Origin of the sequence: Flagellimonas oceani, from assembly GCF_011068285.1 — a bacterium.
GTDB classification, from domain to species: domain Bacteria; phylum Bacteroidota; class Bacteroidia; order Flavobacteriales; family Flavobacteriaceae; genus Flagellimonas; species Flagellimonas oceani.
In genome coordinates, this window is record NZ_CP049616.1 from 3,395,502 (window position 1) to 3,417,223 (window position 21,722).

The 21,722-nt window shown below is 43.3% G+C and carries 21 protein-coding genes; 12 read left to right on the forward strand and 9 right to left on the reverse strand.

Features of this window, described 5'->3' with window-relative positions; genetic code table 11:
- Nucleotides 1-98: 98 nt before the first annotated feature.
- The 3 genes from GVT53_RS15345 (at nucleotide 99) to GVT53_RS15355 (ending at nucleotide 1,944) form a co-directional block, all read left to right on the forward strand.
- Nucleotides 99-410, forward strand: coding sequence for a T9SS type A sorting domain-containing protein (locus GVT53_RS15345; protein ID WP_166249373.1), 312 nt, complete (start codon nucleotides 99-101; stop codon nucleotides 408-410).
- A gap of 148 nt (nucleotides 411-558) precedes the next feature.
- Entirely contained in the window at nucleotides 559-885 is a 327-nt protein-coding gene (locus GVT53_RS15350; RefSeq protein WP_166249374.1) for a T9SS type A sorting domain-containing protein, read from the forward strand.
- Between the two features lie 72 nt (nucleotides 886-957).
- Nucleotides 958-1,944, forward strand: coding sequence for a LuxE/PaaK family acyltransferase (locus tag GVT53_RS15355; RefSeq protein WP_166249375.1), 987 nt, complete (start codon nucleotides 958-960; stop codon nucleotides 1,942-1,944).
- Between the two features lies 1 nt (nucleotide 1,945).
- Here the strand turns inward: GVT53_RS15355 and tyrS are convergent, their stop codons facing one another.
- Complete coding sequence (tyrS, locus tag GVT53_RS15360) at nucleotides 1,946-3,241, reverse strand: tyrosine--tRNA ligase (protein WP_205791727.1); 1,296 nt, start codon at nucleotides 3,239-3,241, stop codon at nucleotides 1,946-1,948.
- An 85-nt stretch (nucleotides 3,242-3,326) separates the two neighbouring features.
- Here tyrS and GVT53_RS15365 point away from each other — a divergent pair, with 85 nt between their 5' ends.
- Nucleotides 3,327-4,331: an NAD-dependent epimerase/dehydratase family protein gene (locus tag GVT53_RS15365; protein WP_166249377.1), complete on the forward strand. Its 1,005-nt coding sequence runs from the start codon at nucleotides 3,327-3,329 to the stop codon at nucleotides 4,329-4,331.
- Here the strand turns inward: GVT53_RS15365 and GVT53_RS15370 are convergent.
- Genes GVT53_RS15370 through GVT53_RS15380 form a run of 3 tightly spaced genes read right to left on the reverse strand, consistent with a single transcriptional unit; the run spans nucleotide 4,315 to nucleotide 6,832 of the window.
- Complete coding sequence (locus GVT53_RS15370) at nucleotides 4,315-4,764, reverse strand: DUF4296 domain-containing protein (protein WP_166249378.1); 450 nt, start codon at nucleotides 4,762-4,764, stop codon at nucleotides 4,315-4,317. The two genes, GVT53_RS15365 and GVT53_RS15370, sit on opposite strands and share 17 nt — an antisense overlap.
- A gap of 2 nt (nucleotides 4,765-4,766) precedes the next feature.
- Nucleotides 4,767-6,101, reverse strand: coding sequence for a dihydroorotase (locus tag GVT53_RS15375; RefSeq protein ID WP_166249379.1), 1,335 nt, complete (start codon nucleotides 6,099-6,101; stop codon nucleotides 4,767-4,769).
- A gap of 2 nt (nucleotides 6,102-6,103) precedes the next feature.
- A complete protein-coding gene (locus tag GVT53_RS15380) occupies nucleotides 6,104-6,832 on the reverse strand; it encodes a polyprenol monophosphomannose synthase (protein WP_166249380.1) in 729 nt (242 codons plus the stop codon).
- Nucleotides 6,833-6,954: 122 nt separating this feature from the next.
- On the opposite strand from GVT53_RS15380, the gene GVT53_RS15385 reads away from it, so the two are divergent.
- Genes GVT53_RS15385 through GVT53_RS15395 form a run of 3 tightly spaced genes read left to right on the forward strand, consistent with a single transcriptional unit; the run spans nucleotide 6,955 to nucleotide 10,016 of the window.
- Nucleotides 6,955-8,610 (forward strand): glycosyltransferase family 39 protein, encoded by a 1,656-nt coding sequence (locus GVT53_RS15385; protein ID WP_166249381.1) that lies wholly within the window; start codon nucleotides 6,955-6,957, stop codon nucleotides 8,608-8,610.
- Nucleotides 8,610-9,266 (forward strand): DUF4271 domain-containing protein, encoded by a 657-nt coding sequence (locus GVT53_RS15390; protein WP_166249382.1) that lies wholly within the window; start codon nucleotides 8,610-8,612, stop codon nucleotides 9,264-9,266. The genes GVT53_RS15385 and GVT53_RS15390 overlap by 1 nt, the downstream gene beginning before the upstream one ends.
- 6 nt (nucleotides 9,267-9,272) lie before the next feature.
- The gene (locus tag GVT53_RS15395) at nucleotides 9,273-10,016 is read left to right on the forward strand and encodes a uroporphyrinogen-III synthase (RefSeq protein ID WP_166249383.1); all 744 of its coding nucleotides are present in this window, start codon (nucleotides 9,273-9,275) and stop codon (nucleotides 10,014-10,016) included.
- Between the two features lie 56 nt (nucleotides 10,017-10,072).
- Here GVT53_RS15395 and pckA read toward each other — a convergent pair whose 3' ends face one another.
- Entirely contained in the window at nucleotides 10,073-11,689 is a 1,617-nt protein-coding gene (pckA, locus tag GVT53_RS15400) for a phosphoenolpyruvate carboxykinase (ATP) (RefSeq protein ID WP_166249384.1), read from the reverse strand.
- A gap of 304 nt (nucleotides 11,690-11,993) precedes the next feature.
- Between pckA and GVT53_RS15405 the strand changes: the two genes are divergently transcribed.
- Nucleotides 11,994-12,983: an SH3 domain-containing protein gene (locus tag GVT53_RS15405; protein ID WP_166249385.1), complete on the forward strand. Its 990-nt coding sequence runs from the start codon at nucleotides 11,994-11,996 to the stop codon at nucleotides 12,981-12,983.
- A 15-nt stretch (nucleotides 12,984-12,998) separates the two neighbouring features.
- Here the strand turns inward: GVT53_RS15405 and GVT53_RS15410 are convergent, their stop codons facing one another.
- Nucleotides 12,999-13,379, reverse strand: coding sequence for a DUF423 domain-containing protein (locus tag GVT53_RS15410; protein WP_166249386.1), 381 nt, complete (start codon nucleotides 13,377-13,379; stop codon nucleotides 12,999-13,001).
- A 79-nt stretch (nucleotides 13,380-13,458) separates the two neighbouring features.
- On the opposite strand from GVT53_RS15410, the gene GVT53_RS15415 reads away from it, so the two are divergent.
- The 4 genes from GVT53_RS15415 to GVT53_RS15430 all read left to right on the forward strand — a co-directional run bounded on the left by GVT53_RS15415 (nucleotide 13,459) and on the right by GVT53_RS15430 (nucleotide 16,355).
- Nucleotides 13,459-14,832 carry a saccharopine dehydrogenase family protein gene (locus tag GVT53_RS15415; protein WP_166249387.1) on the forward strand — a complete coding sequence of 458 codons (1,374 nt, stop codon included), beginning with the start codon at nucleotides 13,459-13,461 and terminating at the stop codon, nucleotides 14,830-14,832.
- A 48-nt stretch (nucleotides 14,833-14,880) separates the two neighbouring features.
- Nucleotides 14,881-15,351: an Lrp/AsnC ligand binding domain-containing protein gene (locus GVT53_RS15420; protein ID WP_108245901.1), complete on the forward strand. Its 471-nt coding sequence runs from the start codon at nucleotides 14,881-14,883 to the stop codon at nucleotides 15,349-15,351.
- Between the two features lie 38 nt (nucleotides 15,352-15,389).
- The gene (locus tag GVT53_RS15425; RefSeq protein ID WP_166249388.1) at nucleotides 15,390-15,716 is read left to right on the forward strand and encodes a hypothetical protein; all 327 of its coding nucleotides are present in this window, start codon (nucleotides 15,390-15,392) and stop codon (nucleotides 15,714-15,716) included.
- Between the two features lie 120 nt (nucleotides 15,717-15,836).
- Entirely contained in the window at nucleotides 15,837-16,355 is a 519-nt protein-coding gene (locus GVT53_RS15430; RefSeq protein WP_166249389.1) for a ferritin, read from the forward strand.
- A 70-nt stretch (nucleotides 16,356-16,425) separates the two neighbouring features.
- Here GVT53_RS15430 and GVT53_RS15435 read toward each other — a convergent pair whose 3' ends face one another.
- From GVT53_RS15435 to GVT53_RS15445, 3 genes are all read right to left on the reverse strand, one after another.
- A complete protein-coding gene (locus GVT53_RS15435) occupies nucleotides 16,426-17,127 on the reverse strand; it encodes a zinc metallopeptidase (RefSeq protein ID WP_166249390.1) in 702 nt (233 codons plus the stop codon).
- A gap of 97 nt (nucleotides 17,128-17,224) precedes the next feature.
- Complete coding sequence (gene ald, locus GVT53_RS15440; protein ID WP_166249391.1) at nucleotides 17,225-18,325, reverse strand: alanine dehydrogenase; 1,101 nt, start codon at nucleotides 18,323-18,325, stop codon at nucleotides 17,225-17,227.
- 286 nt (nucleotides 18,326-18,611) lie between these two features.
- Nucleotides 18,612-21,683, reverse strand: a complete 3,072-nt coding sequence (locus tag GVT53_RS15445) for a leucine--tRNA ligase (RefSeq protein WP_166249392.1) — start codon at nucleotides 21,681-21,683, stop codon at nucleotides 18,612-18,614.
- Between the last annotated feature and the right edge of the window lie 39 nt (nucleotides 21,684-21,722).

Sequence of the window (21,722 nt, forward strand, 5' to 3'; positions counted from 1 at the left end):
GCATTTCATCGAAAAGTAATACCCTAATCGTCAAATGGTTCAACAATCGCATCACTATTTTTATATATTTGTGGCATACCGTTTGCAACCATTAACGTATGAAGCACTTTTACTTCGTCATCTTCTTTTTTGTCTGTTCACTTGGGTTTTCTCAGCAAAGCGCCAGTTCAAGTGCGGATATTGACGGGTTTAAGCTGTACCCCAATCCCGTTACACAAGGCAAGGTCTATATTGAAACCGAACTAAACGGACCTAAAAAAATATTGGTCTTTGATGTACTGGGCACACAGGTCCTGCAAACCACTATTTTAGGAAGGGAACTCAACCTTTCCGAATTGAACAAAGGCGTTTACATCCTAAGGGTTTTTGAACACAACAAAGTAGCCACTAGAAAGCTCATTGTTAAGTAGTTCCCATCTATTCTTACCCTCTTTGCACATACCTTAACCACAGCTTTCAACGCTTTACCACCCGTTTTAGTGCTTTCACAACATAAAATAGCCTACAACCCCCTGTTTACCTACTTTTACCCTGCACATAGACCCCAAATCAGCATACATGAAGAAAATCTACTTTGTTTTACTTATGGCTTTACCATTACTTTCTTTCGGTCAAGACCTAGTTACAGTTAACAACGAGCCCGCAGTACAGGAGCTCAAGGGTTTTAAAATGTACCCGAACCCTGCTTATGGAAATGAAGTATACATCTCCACGGAAACCAACGGCACCAAAGAAGTCAGAGTTTACGATGTTTTTGGCGAAGTTGTACTCACAGAAAGAATAAGCACCAATACTTTGGACATTTCCCGACTAGTTCCCGGAGTTTATGTACTCCAGGTAACAGAAAATAAAAAAACCATGACCCGTAAACTGGTCGTTAAATAAAATAAAAACCACTCAATATTTTTAAGGCCCTTTCCCAAAGGGCTTTTTAATTTTGGGTACTTTTGATGTCAAATGAAGCAGTTTGACACCCATCGTATTTTTAGCATTGGCAATGCAGATGAATTTGAAGCGGTCGCATTGGATATGTTTCGGTTTCAGTATGAAAACAATACGATCTACAGGAGTTTTTGTGACCATTTAAAAAAGAACCCCAAACACGTCTCAGACCATCTGGAGATTCCCTTTCTGCCCATTTCGTTCTTTAAAACCCATCAGATAGTATCGACCCAAAGAAAAGCAGAGACCATTTTTACCAGTAGCGGAACCACTCAAAACACCACCAGCAAACACTTTGTAGCTGACATTGGCCTGTACGAAGAAAGCTTTCTAAAAGCATTTGAATCGTTCTACGGGAAACCCGAAGAACTTTGTATCCTGGCCCTTTTGCCCTCCTATTTGGAAAGAGACGGATCATCCCTGATCTATATGGTAAAAAGCTTGATTGACCGCTCAGCACATCCCAGCAGCGGATTTTATCTTCATAATCTCGGGGAACTCCATCAAAAATTGATGGCATTGGAGCAAAAAGGTTCCAAAACCTTGCTCATTGGGGTGTCCTTTGCCCTTTTAGATCTGGTGGAACAATTTCCATCCACCTTAAAAAATACCATGGTCATGGAAACCGGTGGCATGAAAGGTCGCCGTAAAGAACTGATTCGCGATGAGCTCCACCAAATCTTAAAAAAAGGTTTGGGTGTTGACCATATCCATTCCGAATATGGCATGACCGAGCTTTTGTCACAAGGATATTCCAAAGGCAACGGCGTTTTTGATACACCGCCATGGATGAAAATCATAACGCGTGACACCGAAGATCCACTTAGCATTCAACCTAACGGAAAAACCGGTGGCATTAACGTGATAGATCTTGCCAACCTATACTCCTGTTCGTTTATCGCTACCCAGGATTTAGGCAAGGTCCATTCCAATGGAACTTTTGAAGTCCTTGGCCGTTTTGATGATTCAGATATAAGAGGCTGTAATTTGATGGTGCTGTAAACTACTCCACGACCAAAACAAAATAATTCTTCTTGCCCCGTTGCAACAGCACAAATTTATCGTTGATTAGATCGGAGGCCGTTATCAGGTAATCCTCTTTCACCTTTTCCTTGTTCACGGAAATGGAATTTTGCTTCAATTCCCTTCTCGCTTCACCATTGGAACCCAAAAATCCTGTCTTAGCCGCTAGTGCGCCGATCATGTCCAAACCGGGTTCAAGTTCATCTTTACCCACGATTGCTTGCGGTACACCTTCAAAAACATCCAAAAATGTTTTCTCGTTGAGTTGTTTTAAATCATCCGAAGTTGATTTTCCAAAAAGGATATCGCTCGCCTTAATGGCATTGTCCAAATCCTCTTGGGAATGCACCATAATAGTGACTTCCTCGGCCAACCTCCTTTGTAGTGCCCTCTGGTGGGGAGCTTCCTTATGTTCGGAGACCAAAGCATCAATCTCTGTCTGACTTAAAAAAGTAAAGATTTTGATATACTTCTCGGCATCTTCATCCGAAGTGTTCAGCCAGTACTGATAAAATTTATAAGGAGATGTTCTTTCCGCATCCAACCATACATTTCCACCTTCGGTTTTCCCGAATTTGGTCCCATCGGCCTTGGTGATCAACGGACAGGTAAGCGCAAAACCTTTTCCGCCACCAATCCTACGGATCAACTCCGTGCCCGTGGTAATGTTGCCCCACTGATCGCTACCGCCCATCTGAAGACTGCAATCATGGTTTTGGTATAGATACAGAAAATCGTACCCCTGAACCAATTGATAGGTAAACTCGGTAAAGGACATGCCCTCTTTCGCATCCGAAGAAAGTCGTTTTTTAACCGAATCCTTAGCCATCATGTAGTTTACGGTGATGTGCTTTCCAACATCACGGATAAATTCCAAGAACGAGAAATTTTTCATCCAGTCGTAGTTGTTCACCAATACGGCCGCATTATCCTCGCCACTTTCAAAATCCAAAAAACGGCCCAATTGCGCCTTGATCGCCTCTTGATTGTGACGCAAAGTTTCTTCGTCCAACAAATTACGTTCCGCAGACTTGCCCGAAGGATCACCGATCATACCCGTGGCACCGCCCACTAGAGCGTAAGGTTTATGACCTGCCAGTTGAAAGTGCCGCAACATCATCACACTCACCAAATGGCCAATGTGCAAAGAATCCGCTGTTGGGTCTATGCCCACATATGCCCCTCGCATTTGTTCCATTAAGTGTTCCTCGGCTCCTGGCATCACATCGTGCACCATTCCCCTCCATTGTAGTTCTTGAACAAAATTCTTAGTCATGATCCGTTTTTTGGAATAGCTGCAAATATAAAATGAAGTTGGCATTTGACTCAATTTTTACGGTACAAATAGGTACTTTTACCTTATGATTTTGGTTACAGGAGGTACTGGACTAGTCGGTTCCCATTTACTTTTCCATTTGATCCGTAGTGGGAATACCGTCAGGAGCAATTATAGGACCAAAGCGTCCTTGGAAAAAGTCCGCAAGGTTTTTGGTTATTATACGGATGACCCATCCACTTTAATGGATAAAATCGATTGGGTACAGGCAGATATTACCGAACTGGGTGGATTGGACAACCTTTTTATTGATGTTGATTACGTGTACCATTGTGCCGCACTGATTTCCTTTGATCCGAAGGATTACAAAATACTACAGCGCACCAATGTTGAGGGCACAGCCAATGTAGTAAACCTTTCCATAAAAAATGGTGTAAAAAAGTTGTGCTATGTGAGTTCCATTGCAGCGGTCGGGGCGAGCTTAAAACAAAAGGAAGCTACCGAAGATAATGAGTGGAACGAAGCGAGGGCCTCTGTTTACGGGATTACCAAATATGAAGCAGAACTCGAAGTTTGGCGTGGCTCACAGGAAGGGCTTAATGTTGTAATCGTGAATCCGGGCGTGGTGATCGGCCCGGGATTTTGGAAATCGGGCAGTGGAACGTTTTTTACCTACGCTTCCAAAGGAAAGTCATATTTTATTCCCGGTGGAACTGGTTTTGTAACTGTGACCGATGTGGTCAATGCCATGACCATGTTGATGAATTCGAATATCCGAACAGAGGGTTTCATATTGGTCAATCAAAACATGACCTACAAAGAGCTTTTCGATAAAATTGCTCCTGACTTGGGAGTGGTTCCGCCGAGCAAAAAGGTTTCCAGGTTTATGATCGAGTTTTTCTGGCGGTGGGATTGGGTCCGAAGCAACCTATATGGAAAAAGAAGGAAACTGTCCAAAGCCGTTGCCAAAGGATTGTACCACAAGGAACACTACAGCAGCGAAAAAATAAAGTCGCAATTGGATTTTAAATTTGAAGATTTGGACAGGGCAATAAAATTTTGCTGCGACAAATTTATTCAGGAGAAGTAGAGACCGGGTTTTTCTCTTCTTTTTGTTCTCTAATGGCCTTTAAGGAATCCGTTCTTCTAATATTTGCCTCTCGAATGCTATCGTTCAATCGCTTGCCAATAGCTTCCAAAGTATCTTTTTGCCTACTTAATCTTGCTTCTACATCTTTATAGATGGATTGGTATTCCAAGGGAATGGAGGCGTAATAAAGGTCGCTCTGTGAAAATTGTGCGCTATCTATATCATATTTCGCATACAGGAACTCCATCACATCGATACCGGAATCCTTGAACTTTCGGGAAGCTCCCGATTTTGCCGCATTCAATATGGCCAGATCATGCAGAATCTCGGTCATTTTCTCCTTTGGGATAAGGTTCTCGGGTTCGTCCACTACCTTTTCGGCACAGGAAACCAGAATCACAAAACCTAGAATGTATGTAAAAATGTATTTCATCCCTAACGATTGAACGTAAGCCGCTTCGCCTTCTTTTCTACGCTAAAATTACCGTTTTCATAGGCCAACAGACCATTCACAAAGGTGCGTTTTACTTCGGAATCAAAAGTAACACCTTCAAAGGGAGACCAGCCACATTTATAGAAAAGATTGGCTTTTTCAACCTTATTTTTAACGTTTTGCTTCACTTGCACCAAATCCGCATAATACCCTTCGCGTATAAATCCACGGCGGTCAATATCAAACAATTTTGCAGGGTTATGGCACATTTTTTCGACCATTTTTTCCAAACTGATGAGACCTTCCCGATGCTTTTGGAGCATGGCCAACAAGGCATGCTGCACCAAAGGGCCGCCGGATGGCGCATTCATATAAGGATTGTCCTTCTCTTCCAATGTATGCGGGGCATGATCGGTGGCAATCACATCAAAACGGTCGTCCAAGAGTGCTTCCCAAAGCTTATCCCTATCGGATGCCGTCTTTACGGCCGGGTTCCATTTGATGTGCGTTCCCTTTGTGGTATAATCCTCATCGGAGAACCAAAGGTGGTGAATACATACCTCAGCGGTGATTTTCTTCTCCTCCAATGGAATCTGGTTCGTAAACAAATTGGTTTCAATTCCTGTGGACACATGGAACACGTGCAACCTTGCCCCTGTTTTTTTGGCCAGCGCAATCGCATTTGAAGAAGATAGGTAACAGGCCTCCGCACTTCGGATAATAGGGTGCATTTCTATTGGGATGTCGTCCCCGTACATTTCTTTGTACTTGGCCAAATTGGCCCTAATGGTGCCTTCGTCCTCGCAATGGGCGGAGATGACCATTTCGGTATTGCTGAAAATCTTCTCCAGGACTTCCTCATTGTCCACCAACATATTCCCTGTTGAGGAACCCAAGAACAATTTTACCCCTGAACATGCATTCTTGTCCAATCGTTTTAGCTCTTCCAGATTGTCATTGGTTCCACCAAAAAGGAATGAATAGTTGGCTGATGAATCCTTGGCGGCAATGGCAAACTTTTCCTCTAATTTTTCAATGGTGGTGGTCTGCGGAATGGTATTGGGCTGCTCCATAAACGTGGTGATGCCCCCGGCAATCGCCGCTCGACTTTCCGTTGCAATGGTACCCTTATGGGTAAGTCCGGGCTCCCTAAAATGCACTTGGTCATCTATGATTCCGGGCAACAACAGATCACCTTCCAGATCTATCACCCTGGCGTCGGCATCCGAAATGTCCGAATCGATTCTTGATATAAAATCCCCATCCAACAATACATCCGATTCAAAAATGCTGTTCTCGTTCACGATCTTGGCATTCTTCAACAGTATTTTCGACATAACTAAAAGCTCTTTTTAAAAAACACACTCCTAAATTTCATGGCTATCACCCCAAAAATGGCTTCCCTGATGATTGCGGAGTTCATTTTTGATTTTCCGTTCACCCGATCTGTAAAAATAATCGAGACCTCTTCAATCTTGAATTTTCTGAGGTAGGCCCTGTACTTCATTTCTATCTGAAAAGCATAACCGATAAAGCGAACATTGTCCAAATTGATGGTTTCCAGCACTTTTCTTCTGTAACAGACAAATCCGGCCGTGGGATCGTGCACTTTCATGCCCGTGATCAATTTCACATAAAACGATGCCCCGTAAGAAAGCAGGATCCTTGCCAATGGCCAGTTGACCACGTTTACGCCCTTTTTATAGCGGGAGCCAACGGCCACATCGGCACCGTTGATGCATGCCCTGTGCAAACGGGACAGGTCGGCAGGACGATGTGAAAAATCGGCATCCATCTCAAAAATATATTCGTACCCTTTTTCCAAGGCCCATTTAAATCCATGGATATAGGCAGTGCCCAGACCCGATTTCTCCTTCCTAACCTCTAAAAAAAGTCGTTCAGGAAATTCGTTCTGCAAGGCTCTCACACAATCCGCAGTACCATCGGGGGAATTATCGTCGACCACGAGAACATTAAAGTCCTTTTTAAGGTCGAAGACCGTTCTTGTTATGGCCTCGATGTTCTCGATTTCGTTGAATGTAGGTATAATCACCAAGCCGTCTGCCATTCGCACTGGATTAGAATGCTCAAAAATACGGTTTTCTAAATTGTACATGCAAGTATCGGGAACCATGCTTAAACAGTACTTGACCAATATTTGTAACTTTGCCCGTCTAAAACCACAATTTGATGTCTCAAAAGTTTCCCAGACTTTTTTTTGTTCTCTTGTCCGTTCTATTTGTACTCAACCTATTGCAATCATCGGTAACGGAACTTATTTATGACGAAGCTTACTATTGGTACTATGCACAGAACATGGCCTGGGGCTATTTTGACCATCCGCCCATGGTCGCATTTTTGATAAAGCTCAGCAGTTTTCTTTTTGATGGTGAGCTCGGAGTGCGGTTTATGAGCTGTGTATTGTCCGCGGGAACCTATATGTTGCTCTGGTTGCTAGTGGACAACCCAAAGAAAAAGGATTACGTGGTTCATTTTTTTATTCTGGTGTTCTCATTTACCTTGATGAATGCCTACGGCTTTTTAACCCTTCCCGATACATCCCTTTTATTTTTTACCGCACTTTTCCTTTGGTTGTACAAGCGTTTTCTGAAAAAGGAGGACATCCTGACCACAGTCGGATTGGGGTTGGTCATGGCCGCATTAATGTACAGTAAGTACCATGCTGTGCTCGTTATTGTGTTCGTATTATTGTCCAACTACAAGCTCATTTTCAACAAAAAAGCATGGTTGGCGGTAATTTTGGCCCTAATTTGCTACGCTCCCCATTTTATATGGCTTTACCAGAACGATTTTGTTTCCATCACCTTCCATTTGTACGAACGCCCCAACCAAGCCTATAAGTTCGATGAGTTTACCTTGGGCTTTTTCTTGAACAACATTGTGATTATCGGCCTTTTGTTTTACTGGGTGTATGGTGCTTTTTTCAAATATAAATCAACCGATAAGTTCTCAAAAGCATTGATTTATTTGGTTTACGGAATACTGATTTTCTTTTTTATCTCCAGCTTTAACCGAAGGGTACAGGCACAATGGACCATCGCCATCTCCATTCCTTTGGCCGTAATTGCTTTTGGCCACCTTCTAAATAATGCCAAAAGCAGAAAATGGATGTACCGAATAGGCTTGGTAAGTTTGGTACTTCTGATGTACGCAAGGGCTTGGATGGTGTATTATCCGTTATTTCCCATGCATTTTGAGACCCATGGCAACAAAGAATGGGTGAACGACCTAAAAAGAAAATCGGGCGGTGTGCCCGTTATTTTTGAAAACTCCTATCGCCGTTCCTCCATGTATGAGTTTTATTCGGACGTCCCTGCCATATCGCTGAACAACTTTATGTACCGTAAAAACCAATATTCCATTGATGATTCCGAGGAGCGTGTGCGCGGAAAAAGGGTACTCTATGTTTCCCAGTACAGAAAAAGTGGCGACATTAGTTATATGCATCTGGACAGCACAGTTTTTCACGGGATATATATTAACGATTTTCAATCTTACCGAAAATTACAGTGCATCGTGGAAAAGCCCGAGACCGGAATCAAATATTCGCTCAAGGTGTACAACCCATATCCTTTTGATGTGCCATTGGAGCAATTAAAATATACCATATCCTATTCCAATAAACACAAACAAGTCCAGCAAATGCGACCTTTAAAAGTGGAGAACACTTCTCCGCAACAAGCCTTGTTGAAATCTAAAGATACCATTTACTATTCCTTTGACCTACCTTTGTCCACCATGGAAAGCCCGGCATACTTTAGGATCGGAATTGCAGAAAACGGCCTTTTGCCCGGCCTCAACGGCAAACCTGTTAAAATTGAATAATGGAACCCATTGAAAAAACAATCGTTTCACTGGATTGGATGACCATAACGCTTTTTGTGGGCCTGGTAATTTTGGCTCTTGGCAAATATCTGTTCCATAAAAAGTTCCTCAATTTTATAATACTTCCCTTTAACGATAAATACATCCTACTGCATAACAAAAAAGGACAGTTCTCGCATTGGTTCTATTTATTGTTGACTTTGTTTCAGCTTGTCAACTTTTCCCTGTTCATTTTTCTTGTACTTACTACCTTTGATTTGTTCCCTGTAGAGGGCACGGTCATTAATTATTTATTGATTTTGGGTTTTTTGGCCCTGTTTGAGCTGGTAAAATTCTTGCTGCAAATGTTTACGGGATTCGTTTTCAACAACATAGGTTTTGTTGGCGGCCTCATTTTCAGTAAAATTTCGTACCTCAACTATAGCAGCATCATAATTTGTATGGCCAATATTTTGCTGATTTACATCACAACCAACTCAAAAACAACCATATATGTAGCGCTAGCCATGATTTTTCTTATAAATGGCATTGGCCTGACCAAGCTATTAAAGAACCATCAAAAAGCACTGTTCCCGTATTTTATGTATTTTATTTTGTACCTTTGCACACTCGAAATTGCACCCTTGGTGATAATTGGAAGCTATTTAAAAGGTTGATAACTTATGAAAGTAAAAACAATTTTGGTTTCCCAACCAGAACCCAAAGTCGAAAACTCCCCCTATTCAAGATTAATTGAAAAAGAGAAAGTTAAAGTAGATTTTAGACCTTTCATACACGTTGAAGGCGTGGAAGCCAAAAATGTGAGACAGCAGAAAATCGACTTGAACAACTTTACGGCAATCATCCTAACGAGCAGAAACTCCGTGGACCATTTTTTTAGAATTGCCGATGAAATGCGCTTCAAAGTTCCGGATTCCATGAAATATTTTTGTCAGTCAGAGGCCGTGGCCTACTACCTGCAGAAGTATGTGGTGTACAGAAAAAGGAAGATCTATGTTGGGAAAAGGACTTTTAACGAGCTGATTCCCTTGATCAAGAAGTACAAAGACGAAAAGTTCCTGTTACCTTCTTCCGACTCCTTAAAACCCATTGTGCCAGAATTATTGGACGAGTTAGGGGTCGACTGGAAAAGAGGAATATTTTACAAAACGGTAATCAGCGACCTTTCCGATCTTAGAAATGTGTATTACGACATTTTAGTGTTCTTCAGCCCATCAGGAATTGAATCTTTAATGAAGAACTTTCCCGATTTTGAACAAAACGATACCAGAATTGCCGTTTTTGGCAACAGTACGGTAAAAGCGGCAACCAGTGCCGGCCTTAGGATAGACATTCAGGCCCCAACACCTGAAACGCCTTCCATGACCATGGCATTACAAAAGTACATTACCAGCGTTAACAAGTAATCTTGACACTGGTCTTAAAACAACAACGCCCTCGGAATCCGAGGGCGTCTTTTTTTTTAGAAGGCATACCGTTGTGGTCCTCCCCTTCGAATTTCCTCGCTGGCATATTCCTCAAACTTTTTAAAGTTCTCCCTAAAGGCATTGGTGAGCTTAAAGGCGGTTTTGTAGTACGCCTCGTCATCGTTCCATGTTGCCCTTGGGCTCAGTACCTTTGTTGGCACTCCCGGACACTCCCTGGGCTGGGCCACGCCGAACACCGAGTGGATATGGTACTTCTCGTAATTGTACAGTCCCAGCTTCCCGCTCAATGCCGCACTGATCATGGCACGGGTATATTTTAGCTCCATTCGGGTGCCCACTCCGTACGGTCCGCCCGTCCAGCCCGTGTTCACCAACCACACGTCCACGCCGGACTCCTTCATCTTCTTGCTCAGCATCTCCGCATATTTGGCAGGGTGCAAGGGCATGAACGGAGCTCCGAAACATGCCGAAAATGACGGCTGTGGCTCCACAACACCTGCTTCCGTGCCCGCTACCTTGGCCGTGTAGCCAGAGATAAAATGGTAGGCCGCCTGGGCCGGGGTCAGCTTGGAGATGGGGGGCAATACCCCAAAGGCATCCGCGGTAAGGAAAAAGATGTTCTTCACGTTCTTTCCAATCGATGGCCATTGGATATTATCGATATGGTGGATGGGGTAGCTTACCCTGGTGTTCTGCGTAATGGAGGTATCGGTGAAATCAACATCCCCTTTGTCGTCCATCACCACGTTTTCCAATATCGCTCCTTTTTTAATGGCCCCATAGATTTCCGGCTCCTTTTCTTTTGACAGGTCGATTACCTTGGCATAGCAGCCTCCTTCAAAATTGAAGACCGTATTGTCGGGCGTCCAGCCGTGCTCGTCGTCGCCGATCAGCTTTCTGTCCGGGTCCGTGGAAAGGGTCGTCTTCCCCGTTCCCGATAGTCCGAAGAATATGGCCGTGTCACCGGACTCACCAACATTGGCCGAGCAGTGCATGGGCAGGGTATTCTTGTATACCGGCAATATAAAGTTGAGGGCGGAGAATATCCCTTTCTTGATCTCGCCCGTGTAGCCCGTACCGCCGATAAGGGCGATCTTTCTGCTAAAATTGAGGATGGCAAAGTTGTGCTGCCGTGTACCGTCCACCTCCGGGTCCGCCATAAAGCCCGGTGCGTTGACCACCGTCCACTCGGGGTCAAAGTCTTCCAGTTCCTCATCCGAAGGCCGCAGGAACATATTGTACGCGAACATGTTGGACCACGGGTACTCGTTGATCACCCGGATGTTCAACCGGTAATCCGCATCGGCGCAGGCATACGAATCCCGAACGTAGAGCTCTTTGGTGTCCAAATAGGCGATCACCTTGTCGTACAGCGCATCGAAACTATCGCTTTCGAAAGGAATGTTGATGTTGCCCCACCAGATCTTGTCCTTGGTAATGTCATCCTTCACGATAAAGCGGTCTTTTGGGGACCTGCCCGTAAACTCTCCGGTATTGACGGCCAAGGCACCGGAAGAGGCCTCTTGGCCCATGTCCCTATCAATAGTGGTCTCATGGAGCTCTTCTGGGGACAATTGATAGTGGATATTGTCATGGCTTATCCCATATGATTTTAACGAAATCGTTTTCGTGATTGAAGCGGAATCCTTCATAGTTTAATTTTTATGATTGGTACAAAGCTAGAAAATATTAGTTTTTTAGCCTTTTAAAAATTGCTTAATTGATTGCTTTTGAGGTTAAAATGTGACTTTGCGAACGAATTGCCCATTTATCAAGAAATTATTCCGCATCTCTCTTAAAAACGTGCAATCATAAAAGTAAAAGGATCAATACGTTAAAAATGGGCAGTAAATCCTAGTTTTTACCTCGTTCGTCAATTCAAAACACCCATCCGTCAATTGGGGCCATCATTTTATGAATGTTTCCAATACATTTCAGGCTCAAAACTATACTGATATGCAAAATGTAAAAGGTATTACCTTAATCTGTACCGTACTTTTTTTAAGCTTGGGCTGTAATTCTAAACAAGAAAAGAAGGGTGGCTCTTCTGATAGACCCAACACTTTTGAAGTCGTGGATTCTGATGGCACCATTCTTTCGGATGAAAATTCCACCGCTATATGTCTATGGCCCAAAGTGGGGCTGCGAGACAAACCCGGGCGTAAGGACGCAAAGTACCTTACCACTATCTATTTTGGCGAAACCGTGGCGTTTCTTGGTGAGAAGGAAAAGGCTGGGGATGACAAGGAGTATTTAAAAGTGAAACTTTCCGATGGAAGCGAGGGATGGGTCTATGAACATCTTTTTGCCATAGGGGGAGAACTGGCCATTATTGATACCGGAACGGAGCTTTACAAAAGACCCGACATTATGACCTTTGAAGGAAAGAAACTGGAACCTATGGACATGGTCGTCCTTTTTGAAAATGAAGAAAAAGAGGGATGGCACGAGGTGACCAGCATGAAAAGGGAGAAGAAAGGCTGGATTCAAGGCGATATTGATGCGATTCAGGATGAAATTGATGTGAAATTGGGTATCCTATATTGGAGGGCCATGGAAGAGTCGGCCGAAAAAAAGTTTGAACTATTGGAAAATATTCTGGCCAATCCCAACTTTAAAAAGTCAAAATTGATAGAAAACGTAAACAAAGCGCTTTACGATAACGCTGGTCAAGGTGAGGCTTTCTATATCAAAGAACTTGATTCCTTTGAAAACCTTTCATCCAACAAACTGGGCATTAAGACCGACTTGGCCAATGTAAGAACTGAGCCCGATTCCAAAAGTGATATTCTATTTCAAGTTAAAAAAGGTGATATCTGCCACATAACGGCACAAGGGGAATCTTTACAGAAGGTAAATGGGGTTACCGATCGCTGGTACAAAGTTAACTTTAAGGGTAAAGAAGGATGGATTTTTGGATACTATACCACCAAAAAGAGGGAATAGCACCCAACAATCTTATTAGGACTTTAGTATTCGAAATGCCAAAAGTACCCAGCCCATGATCATGAAGACTCCGCCTATCGGGGTCAAAAAGCCGATTACGGAAAAATCAAAAGAGGTCAAACTATTCAACGCGAGCAGATAAATCGAAAAAGAAAATAGGATTACCCCTAAAAGAACAAGAACAAACACTGTTTTTTTAGTCTTTTCGGCTATTCCGGCATATAGTCCCAAAAACAACAGGAACAGGGCATGGTACATTTGGTACCTTACTCCCGTCTCGAAGGTTTGAACGGCATCTGCGTCCACTAACTTTTCCAATCCATGGGCCCCGAATGCACCCAAAATAATGGCCACCATACCCATTATCGTTCCTGTTAACAAAATTGTTCTGTTCATAACTTTAACTTACTATTTTTTTAAAAATATAACATTTTAATACCTTAGTGACCATACAATTCAAAAGTAAACAAAACACATGGTCCGTACTATTTTAGTTATAGGAGCAGGTAAATCAACCTCATACCTTTTAGATTATTTCCTAAAAAAATCAAACGAAGAAAACCTACATATAAAAATTGGGGACCTTCGCCCCGAACATATTCCCGACACTGTTGCAAAGCATCCGAACTGTACTGTATTCGGGTTGGATATTTTCAACGAAACGGATAGAAAAAAAGCTGTTGCCGATGCCTCCATCGTTGTTTCCATGTTGCCGGCAAGTCTGCACATTAATGTTGCCCGCGATTGTATCGAGTTTAAGAAGCATTTTATCACAGCGTCTTATGTTAGCGATGAACTAAGAGCATTGGACAAAGAGGTAAAAGAAAACAACCTTGTTTTTATGAACGAAATCGGTCTGGACCCCGGAATAGACCACATGAGCGCCATGGAAGTCATAGACCGGATACGGGATGCCGGGGGCAAAATGCTTCTTTTCGAATCTTTTACAGGGGGATTGGTGGCACCCGAGAGCGACACCAATCTTTGGAACTATAAATTTACTTGGAACCCCAGAAATGTGGTCCTAGCGGGACAGGGGGGTACGGCAAAATTTATTCAGGAAGGAACATACAAATACATTCCCTATCAAAAACTCTTCAGGAGAACCGAGTTCTTGGAAGTGGAGAACTATGGGACTTTTGAGGTATATGCGAATAGGGACTCATTAAAATATAGGGAGGCTTATGGCCTACAGAATGCCCTGACCTTGTACCGCGGCACCATGAGAAGGGTCGGCTTTTCCAAAGCATGGCAAATGTTCGTTATTCTGGGGATGACGGATGACAGCTATACCTTGGAAAACTCCGAAGGTATGTCGTACCGGGAGTTTGTAAATCTATTTCTTCCTTATTCCCCAACGGATTCTGTGGAATTAAAGCTGAGGCATTACCTTAAAATTGACCAAGATGATATCATGTGGCTAAAACTACAGGAGTTGAACCTTTTTGATGACTCCAAGAAAATACCGTTGAAAAATGCAACTCCCGCCCAAATGCTGCAATATATTCTGGAGGACAGCTGGACCTTGAAAGAGCACGAGAAGGACATGATCGTGATGTACCACAAATTTGGTTACGAACTCAATGGTGAAAAAAAGCAGATTGATGCCAATATGGTGGTGATTGGGGAAAACCGTTCCCACACCGCCATGTCCAAGACCGTAGGGTTGCCCGTTGCCATGGCCACATTACAGATATTGAACGGAAAGATTACCACACCTGGGGTTCAAATTCCAATCAAAAAAGAAGTTTACAAACCTATTTTAGAGGAGCTAAAAGCCAACGGAATACGTTTTAAAGAGTTTGAAGTGCCCTACCTTGGTTACAATCCAGATTCTGTTGCCGGTTAGACTCCTTAATATTTTAAATATCTTTGACTTCAAATCAAAACAAGTATTGTGAAAAACAATAACAATTCGGTCAAGATTGATGGTATCGACAAGAAAATTCTAAGATACCTTATGGAGGATGCCCGTAAACCCATCCTCGAGATTGCTAGGAACATCGGTATTTCTGGTGCGGCCATTCACCAAAGGTTACGTAAACTGGAAAGTTCAGGTCTGATATCAGGTTCCAAGTTCGTGATCAACCCAAAGGTTCTGGGATATTCCACCATGGCCTACATCGGTATTTATTTGGATAAGGCCATGACCAACCCCAAGGCCGTAAAACAGCTGAAAGATATACCCGAGGTACTGGAGTGCCACTACACCACGGGGAACTGGTCCATTCTTATAAAAGTACTGTGCCAGGACAACGAGCACCTGATGCAGGTACTCAACAAAAAAATACAACAGATCGAAGGCGTTTCCCGTACCGAGACCTTCATCTCTTTAGATCAACAAATTGATCGCCAAATACAGATTTGATATTTGTATTGAATCTAAATAAACATTACATTTGTCCCATGAATGTAATATTTCAATCCACATATTACACCTTATACCAAGCTGCTAACGAGCGCTGTTTTTATGTTGATTTTGGTCAGAAAACAGTTCGTATGTCGTTGTGCCAATTGCTTGCACTTCGCCATAAAGTGATGAGCATAGCCATTGAGGACCATTTTGACAGCGATCTGAACGCGCATGGATTCGAAGTGCTTATGCTATGCAACAAGGAACATCTTTTTGTCCTGAACACTTTGGAAATATTGGATCTTAAGAAATTGGTCTCTAACAGTTTCGTGTCCTTGGGCCTCTCTGTAAGCGCCGCTATGGAAACCGCATATTCCTAACACCAAGTTGTTCCTTATTTTTATTCAATCTTAAACTGTCTTAAAACTAGGCCGTTACTTTTTATACGCCCATAAAATCCGTAAATTTGTTAACATAACAGGATAAAAATCATAGTACCTATGAAAGATATAGCAAGACAAAGTATGAGCATTAAAGTGGAATCCATGGATTTGCTCAACGGACAGATAAAAATGGAGGCCCATGCTTCCGCCACCTATTTGGCCATGGCCTCTTGGTGCGAACAGAACGGTTTCTTTACCAGCGCCAAGTTTTTCTTCAAACAAGCCGAGGAAGAACGTGAGCATATGATGAAGATTTTCAACTTTTTGGTGGATACGGGCGGAAACCCAATTTCTCCAGAGGTCACTGGAATCAACCATGACTACTCATCCATTGTTGATGTTTTTGAATCAACGTTGGAGCACGAGGTGAAAGTGACAAAATCCATTCACAATATTGTAAAAAAATCCCGTGAACTTGGAGATTTCGCCACTGAAAAATTCTTGGACTGGTTTGTATTGGAGCAAATTGAGGAGGAAAACACCGTTAGGGATATCTTGGATATGATCGAAGTGACCGGCACCGAAGGTGTGGGCCTTCAAATGATCGACAACCAAGTTGCCAATTGGATCGATTAAGCTATCAAACGTAGTTATACTAAAAAAGGGAGCCAAATGGCTCCCTTTTTTGTTTCGCAATTTATATTTCTTAGTCCCTGCCGCCAAAAACCTGAACGGCCCAGTACAATAGGGAGGCCAAAGCACCCAAAGCTGCCACCAAATAGGTTCTTGCCGCCCATTTGAGCGCATCTTCAGCACCTGAGTATTCTTCTTGGGTCACCATATTTTTTTGCTTCAACCACACCAATGCTCTTTTACTGGCATCGTATTCCACAGGCAGTGTAATAAAACTGAACAAAGTGGCAAAGCCCATCATAATAAGTCCAGCTACCGCAATGTAAAAGCCAATGCCACCTGCGGCACCCGTAGCGGCCATCAACATGATACCACCGAACACCACCCAAGTGGACATTCCAGAAGTGACACTTACCACGGGAACCAACTTCGAGCGCATCGTCAACCACTCATAAGCTTGTGCATGCTGCACAGCGTGTCCGCATTCGTGGGCCGCCACCGCAGCTGCCGAAGCATTGCGTTGGTTGTAAACCCCTTCACTAAGGTTGACGGTTTTGTTTTTCGGATTATAATGGTCCGTCAGCATACCGGGGGTGGAAATCACTTTCACATCCCGAATTCCATGATCATCGAGCATTTTCTGTGCAATTTCCGCACCGCTCATCCCATTTCGCAAATGGACCTTTGAATATTTTTTGAACTTACTCTTCAATCGGTTGCTCACCAACCAGCTCACTAGGGCAATACCACCGATCAATATATAATATGTCATCATAACTTTATCGTTTTACGTAGATATAAATATACCACATAAAAGCAAAAACCCCGCCAAATAAATGGCAGGGTCTATTTTCTGTCAAAATGTTAGTTGATTAGGCGAATACCGGCTCCAAATGAAAGGTTTCCGCAATTTCTTTGTAAACGATCTCACCTTCGACCACATTCAATCCTTTTTCCAAGGATCTATCCAACTTGCAGGCACTACGCCATCCCAAGTTCGCCAATTTTAGCACATAGGGCAGTGTTACATTCGTCAAGGCAACAGTAGAAGTATAAGGCACTGCCCCTGGCATATTGGCTACACAGTAATGGACCACATCATCTATAATATAAATGGGGTCCTCATGGGTCGTTGGTTTGGTGGTCTCCACGCATCCGCCTTGATCTACCGCTACATCTACAATAACGGTTCCTGGATGCATATCCTTGAGCATGTCCCTAGTGATCAAGTTAGGGGCTTTTGCTCCTTTCAAAAGGACTCCACCGATGATTAAATCGTTCGTTTTTATATGTTTTCTGATATTGAACTCGTTGGAAAAACCGGTCACCACATGGCTCGGCATGATATCGTTCACATACCTAAGGCGTTTCATGTTCACATCCAGAATGGTTACCTGCGCACCCAAACCTGCTGCCATTTTAGCAGCCTGAATACCCACGGTACCGGCTCCGAGCACCAAAACACGACCTGGGGACACCCCGGGAACCCCTCCCAAAAGGACTCCTTTGCCTCTCACGGGTTTTTCCAAATATTTAGCTCCTTGCTGAATGGCCATTCTGCCTGCCACCTCGGACATCGGAGTCAGCAAAGGCAAGCTTCCATCTTCGTCTTCCACTGTTTCATACGCAATGCAAATGGCTTTGCTCCTGATCATGGCCTTGGTCAACGCTTCACTCGATGCAAAGTGAAAATAAGTGAAGACGATCTGTCCATCCTGAATCAAATTATATTCTTCCGCAATGGGCTCTTTTACCTTTACAATCATATCGCTCATGGCATACACCTGACCGATGGTGTCCAAAATAGTGGCCCCAGCCTGTTGGTAATCCTGATTAAAAAATCCACTTCCCTCACCTGCGCCGGATTGCACATATACGGTGTGGTTGTTCTTTACCAATTCAAATACCCCGGCTGGCGTCATACCCACCCGGCTTTCGTTGTTTTTGATTTCTTTAGGTATCCCAACAGTCATTTTGTTGTTTTTAATGGTTGATGGGTCAAAGTTGAATAAAAAAATCAAATAAAAACACATATACTCGATAAAAAACAGGGGTAAATAGTCAAAATAACCATTTTTTAACATTTACACCCTGTTTTTTATAGGGTTAAAATATTTTTAAATAGATTTTATATATACTACCCCTAATTTTTAAAGGGTATGTATGTATAATAATAAAAAAGCATGCCGATTGGCATGCTTTTTAGGGGGTATTACTATAAAATTCTTAAATAATTCTTCTAATAATCCTATTTTGAGACTATCCCACGATATTCACAATCCTTCCGGGCACCACAATGACCTTGTTGGGAGTTCTGCCCTGCAACTGTTCCTTGGTTTTCTCGTGGGCCATAACGGCAGCCTCGATTTCATCCTTGCTCATATCCAAAGGCAGCTCCAATTTGAAGCGCATTTTTCCATTAAAGGATATGGGGTATTCCTTGCTGCTTTCCACCAAGTACTTCTCCTCAAATTTAGGGAAAGGTGCTTCGGCAATGGACTCTGAATGCCCCAAACGACTCCAAAGCTCCTCGGCAATGTGAGGTGCATAAGGCGACACTAAAATGGCCAACGGTTCCAAAATGGCCTTGCTGGTGCATTTTTGAGCTGTCAACTCGTTGACACAAATCATAAAGGTGGACACCGAAGTATTGAACGAGAAGTTCTCGATATCCTCTTCCACTTTTTTGATAGTCTTGTGCAGGGTTTTTAGGTTTTCGGCGGTGGGTTCAGCTTCAGTGACGCTTCGACTACGCTCAGCGTCCGAATCGATGAAGGGGGAATAGAGTTTCCAAAGTTTCTTTAGGAAGGAATGTACGCCCGTGATTCCCGCCGTGTTCCAAGGCTTGGATTGCTCTAAGGGTCCCAAGAACATTTCGTACAAACGCAAAGAATCTGCTCCGTACTCCTCACAAATGGCATCGGGGTTGACAACATTGTATTTGGATTTAGACATTTTTTCCACTTCGGAATAAGTTCTAAAATCTCTAGACTTCTCCTTGAAAAGCTCAGTAAACATTCCTTTGTACCAAAATCCACCAGGCACCACAAAAATTGAATCCTTGTAGGTAGGGTTATCCTTCAAATATTCATCTATATGAAGAACCCCACCTTCAACTTGATTTACATCAAATCTATGAGGAATAATTTCGTTAAAAGGAACTGCTAGGCTACCTTTTTTATAATCATTTACATATTCATAGTCTGAACTAAAAAACACATACTTCACATCTTGAGTATAATGTTGATATTGTCCAAGCTGACCATTCTCCCCTTCTTTTAAAAGAAAAATATTATTTGAAGCTCTTTCACCTTCAAAACCGCTTTCCGATTTGTAACCCGTTACATATGCAAACTCAGACGTCCCCGTAATCATCCCTTGGTTGATCAACTTTTGGGCAAATTCGTCTTTGGGCACATACCCCATATCAAACATAAACTTCTGCCAAAAGCGGGAATACAGCAAGTGGCCCGTAGCGTGCTCGCTACCTCCGATATACAAGTCTACATCTTGCCAATAGTTGATGGCCTCAGGGGAGAAAATAGCGTCATCGTTCCGTGGATCCATATACCTATTAAAGTATTGGGAACTTCCCGCCCAACCGGGCATTGTATTCAACTCCAAAGGAAATACATTCTCATTATCGATTAGCTCATTGCTAACTACTTCCGCCTTGAGGCGGTCCCATGCCCATTCCGTAGCGTTGCCCAATGGTGGCTCGCCCGTTTCGGTAGGAAGGTATTTTTCCACTTCGGGCAATTGCAAGGGCAAATGCTCTACATCGATCATCTGCGGCATACCATCCACATAATACACGGGGAAGGGTTCTCCCCAATACCGCTGACGGCTAAATACGGCGTCACGTAGTCGGTAATTCACTTTGCCTTCGCCGTGCCCGATCCTTTCCAATTCAGCGATGATTTTCTTCATCGCCTTTTTATACGGCAATCCGTTTAGAAAATCAGAATTGGCAATGATGGTATTTTCCTTGTCGGCAAACGCCTCTTCGGAAATATCTACCCCTTCAAAAATGTTTGGAATAGGTATTTGATAGTGCGTTGCAAAGTCATGATCGCGTTGGTCGCCACAGGGTACGGCCATAACCGCTCCCGTTCCGTAACTGGCCAACACGTAGTCACCAATCCAAATAGGAATGGGCTCTTTGGTGAACGGATGCTCTGCATAAGCTCCCGTAAATACTCCTGAAATGGTTTTTACATCCGCCATACGGTCACGCTCGGAACGTTTTGCCGTAGCTTCCACGTAAGCATCGACCTCAGCTTTTTGTTCTGGCGTAGTGATTTTGGCCACCAACTCGTGCTCCGGGGCCAAGGTCATAAAACTTACCCCGAAAATGGTGTCGGGACGGGTGGTGAAGACTTCTATAAAAAGTGATGAGTTTTGAGTTTTGAGTTCAGAGTTTTCACTCTCGCTCACTCTTAACTTTTCACTCATAACTCTAAACTTAACAGTGGCCCCAACAGATCGTCCAATCCAGTTGGTCTGGGAATCCTTTAAAGGTTGTGGCCAATCAATTTTGTCCAATCCGTCCAATAAGCGCTGGGCATAAGCGGTGATGCGCATACTCCATTGCGTCATTTTTTTACGCACCACGGGATGACCTCCACGCTCGGAAACACCGTTCACGATTTCATCATTGGCCAAAACGGTTCCCAAGGCGGGACACCAGTTCACTTCGGTGTCGGCCAAATAGGTCAGTCTGTATTTTAAAAGGATTTTTTGCTTTTCCTTATCGGAGTAGCCATTCCAAGTTGCGGCATCAAAAGTTGGAGTATCATCATCACAAGCAGCTTCAACATTGGCATTTCCTTCTACTTCAAAAATGGAAATCAAACTGGAGATGTTTTCTGCTTTGTCGGATTTCTGGTTGTACCACGCATTGAACAATTGGATAAAAATCCATTGCGTCCATTTATAATATTGCGGGTTGGAAGTACGCACTTCGCGGCTCCAATCAAAAGAAAAACCGAGCTGATCTAACTGCTCACGGTATCTGTTGATGTTGTTTTCCGTGGTTATGGCGGGATGCTGCCCTGTTTGAATCGCATACTGCTCCGCTGGCAACCCAAAGGAATCGTAGCCCATGGGATGCAACACATTGAATCCTTTATGTCTTTTGTAACGCGAATAGATGTCCGTGGCAATATACCCCAATGGGTGCCCTACGTGCAAGCCTGCCCCTGATGGGTAAGGGAACATCGACAATGCATAAAATTTAGGTTTTTCGGAATCGTTGGATGCCTTAAACGTTTCATTTTCTGCCCAATACTTCTGCCATTTGGCCTCAATCTCGCGGAAATCGTAATTCATTGTTAATCTTGTTCAATTTCGTGTGCAAAAATAGGTTTA

Coding starts and splice junctions, on each gene's coding strand:
- GVT53_RS15345 (WP_166249373.1), top strand. CDS start 99: ATGAAGCACTTTTACTTCGTCATCTTCTTTTTTGTCTGTTCACTTGGG.
- GVT53_RS15350 (WP_166249374.1), top strand. CDS start 559: ATGAAGAAAATCTACTTTGTTTTACTTATGGCTTTACCATTACTTTCT.
- GVT53_RS15355 (WP_166249375.1), top strand. CDS start 958: ATGAAGCAGTTTGACACCCATCGTATTTTTAGCATTGGCAATGCAGAT.
- tyrS (WP_205791727.1), bottom strand. CDS start 3,241: ATGACTAAGAATTTTGTTCAAGAACTACAATGGAGGGGAATGGTGCAC.
- GVT53_RS15365 (WP_166249377.1), top strand. CDS start 3,327: ATGATTTTGGTTACAGGAGGTACTGGACTAGTCGGTTCCCATTTACTT.
- GVT53_RS15370 (WP_166249378.1), bottom strand. CDS start 4,764: ATGAAATACATTTTTACATACATTCTAGGTTTTGTGATTCTGGTTTCC.
- GVT53_RS15375 (WP_166249379.1), bottom strand. CDS start 6,101: ATGTCGAAAATACTGTTGAAGAATGCCAAGATCGTGAACGAGAACAGC.
- GVT53_RS15380 (WP_166249380.1), bottom strand. CDS start 6,832: ATGGCAGACGGCTTGGTGATTATACCTACATTCAACGAAATCGAGAAC.
- GVT53_RS15385 (WP_166249381.1), top strand. CDS start 6,955: ATGTCTCAAAAGTTTCCCAGACTTTTTTTTGTTCTCTTGTCCGTTCTA.
- GVT53_RS15390 (WP_166249382.1), top strand. CDS start 8,610: ATGGAACCCATTGAAAAAACAATCGTTTCACTGGATTGGATGACCATA.
- GVT53_RS15395 (WP_166249383.1), top strand. CDS start 9,273: ATGAAAGTAAAAACAATTTTGGTTTCCCAACCAGAACCCAAAGTCGAA.
- pckA (WP_166249384.1), bottom strand. CDS start 11,689: ATGAAGGATTCCGCTTCAATCACGAAAACGATTTCGTTAAAATCATAT.
- GVT53_RS15405 (WP_166249385.1), top strand. CDS start 11,994: ATGCAAAATGTAAAAGGTATTACCTTAATCTGTACCGTACTTTTTTTA.
- GVT53_RS15410 (WP_166249386.1), bottom strand. CDS start 13,379: ATGAACAGAACAATTTTGTTAACAGGAACGATAATGGGTATGGTGGCC.
- GVT53_RS15415 (WP_166249387.1), top strand. CDS start 13,459: ATGGTCCGTACTATTTTAGTTATAGGAGCAGGTAAATCAACCTCATAC.
- GVT53_RS15425 (WP_166249388.1), top strand. CDS start 15,390: ATGAATGTAATATTTCAATCCACATATTACACCTTATACCAAGCTGCT.
- GVT53_RS15430 (WP_166249389.1), top strand. CDS start 15,837: ATGAAAGATATAGCAAGACAAAGTATGAGCATTAAAGTGGAATCCATG.
- GVT53_RS15435 (WP_166249390.1), bottom strand. CDS start 17,127: ATGATGACATATTATATATTGATCGGTGGTATTGCCCTAGTGAGCTGG.
- ald (WP_166249391.1), bottom strand. CDS start 18,325: ATGACTGTTGGGATACCTAAAGAAATCAAAAACAACGAAAGCCGGGTG.
- GVT53_RS15445 (WP_166249392.1), bottom strand. CDS start 21,683: ATGAATTACGATTTCCGCGAGATTGAGGCCAAATGGCAGAAGTATTGG.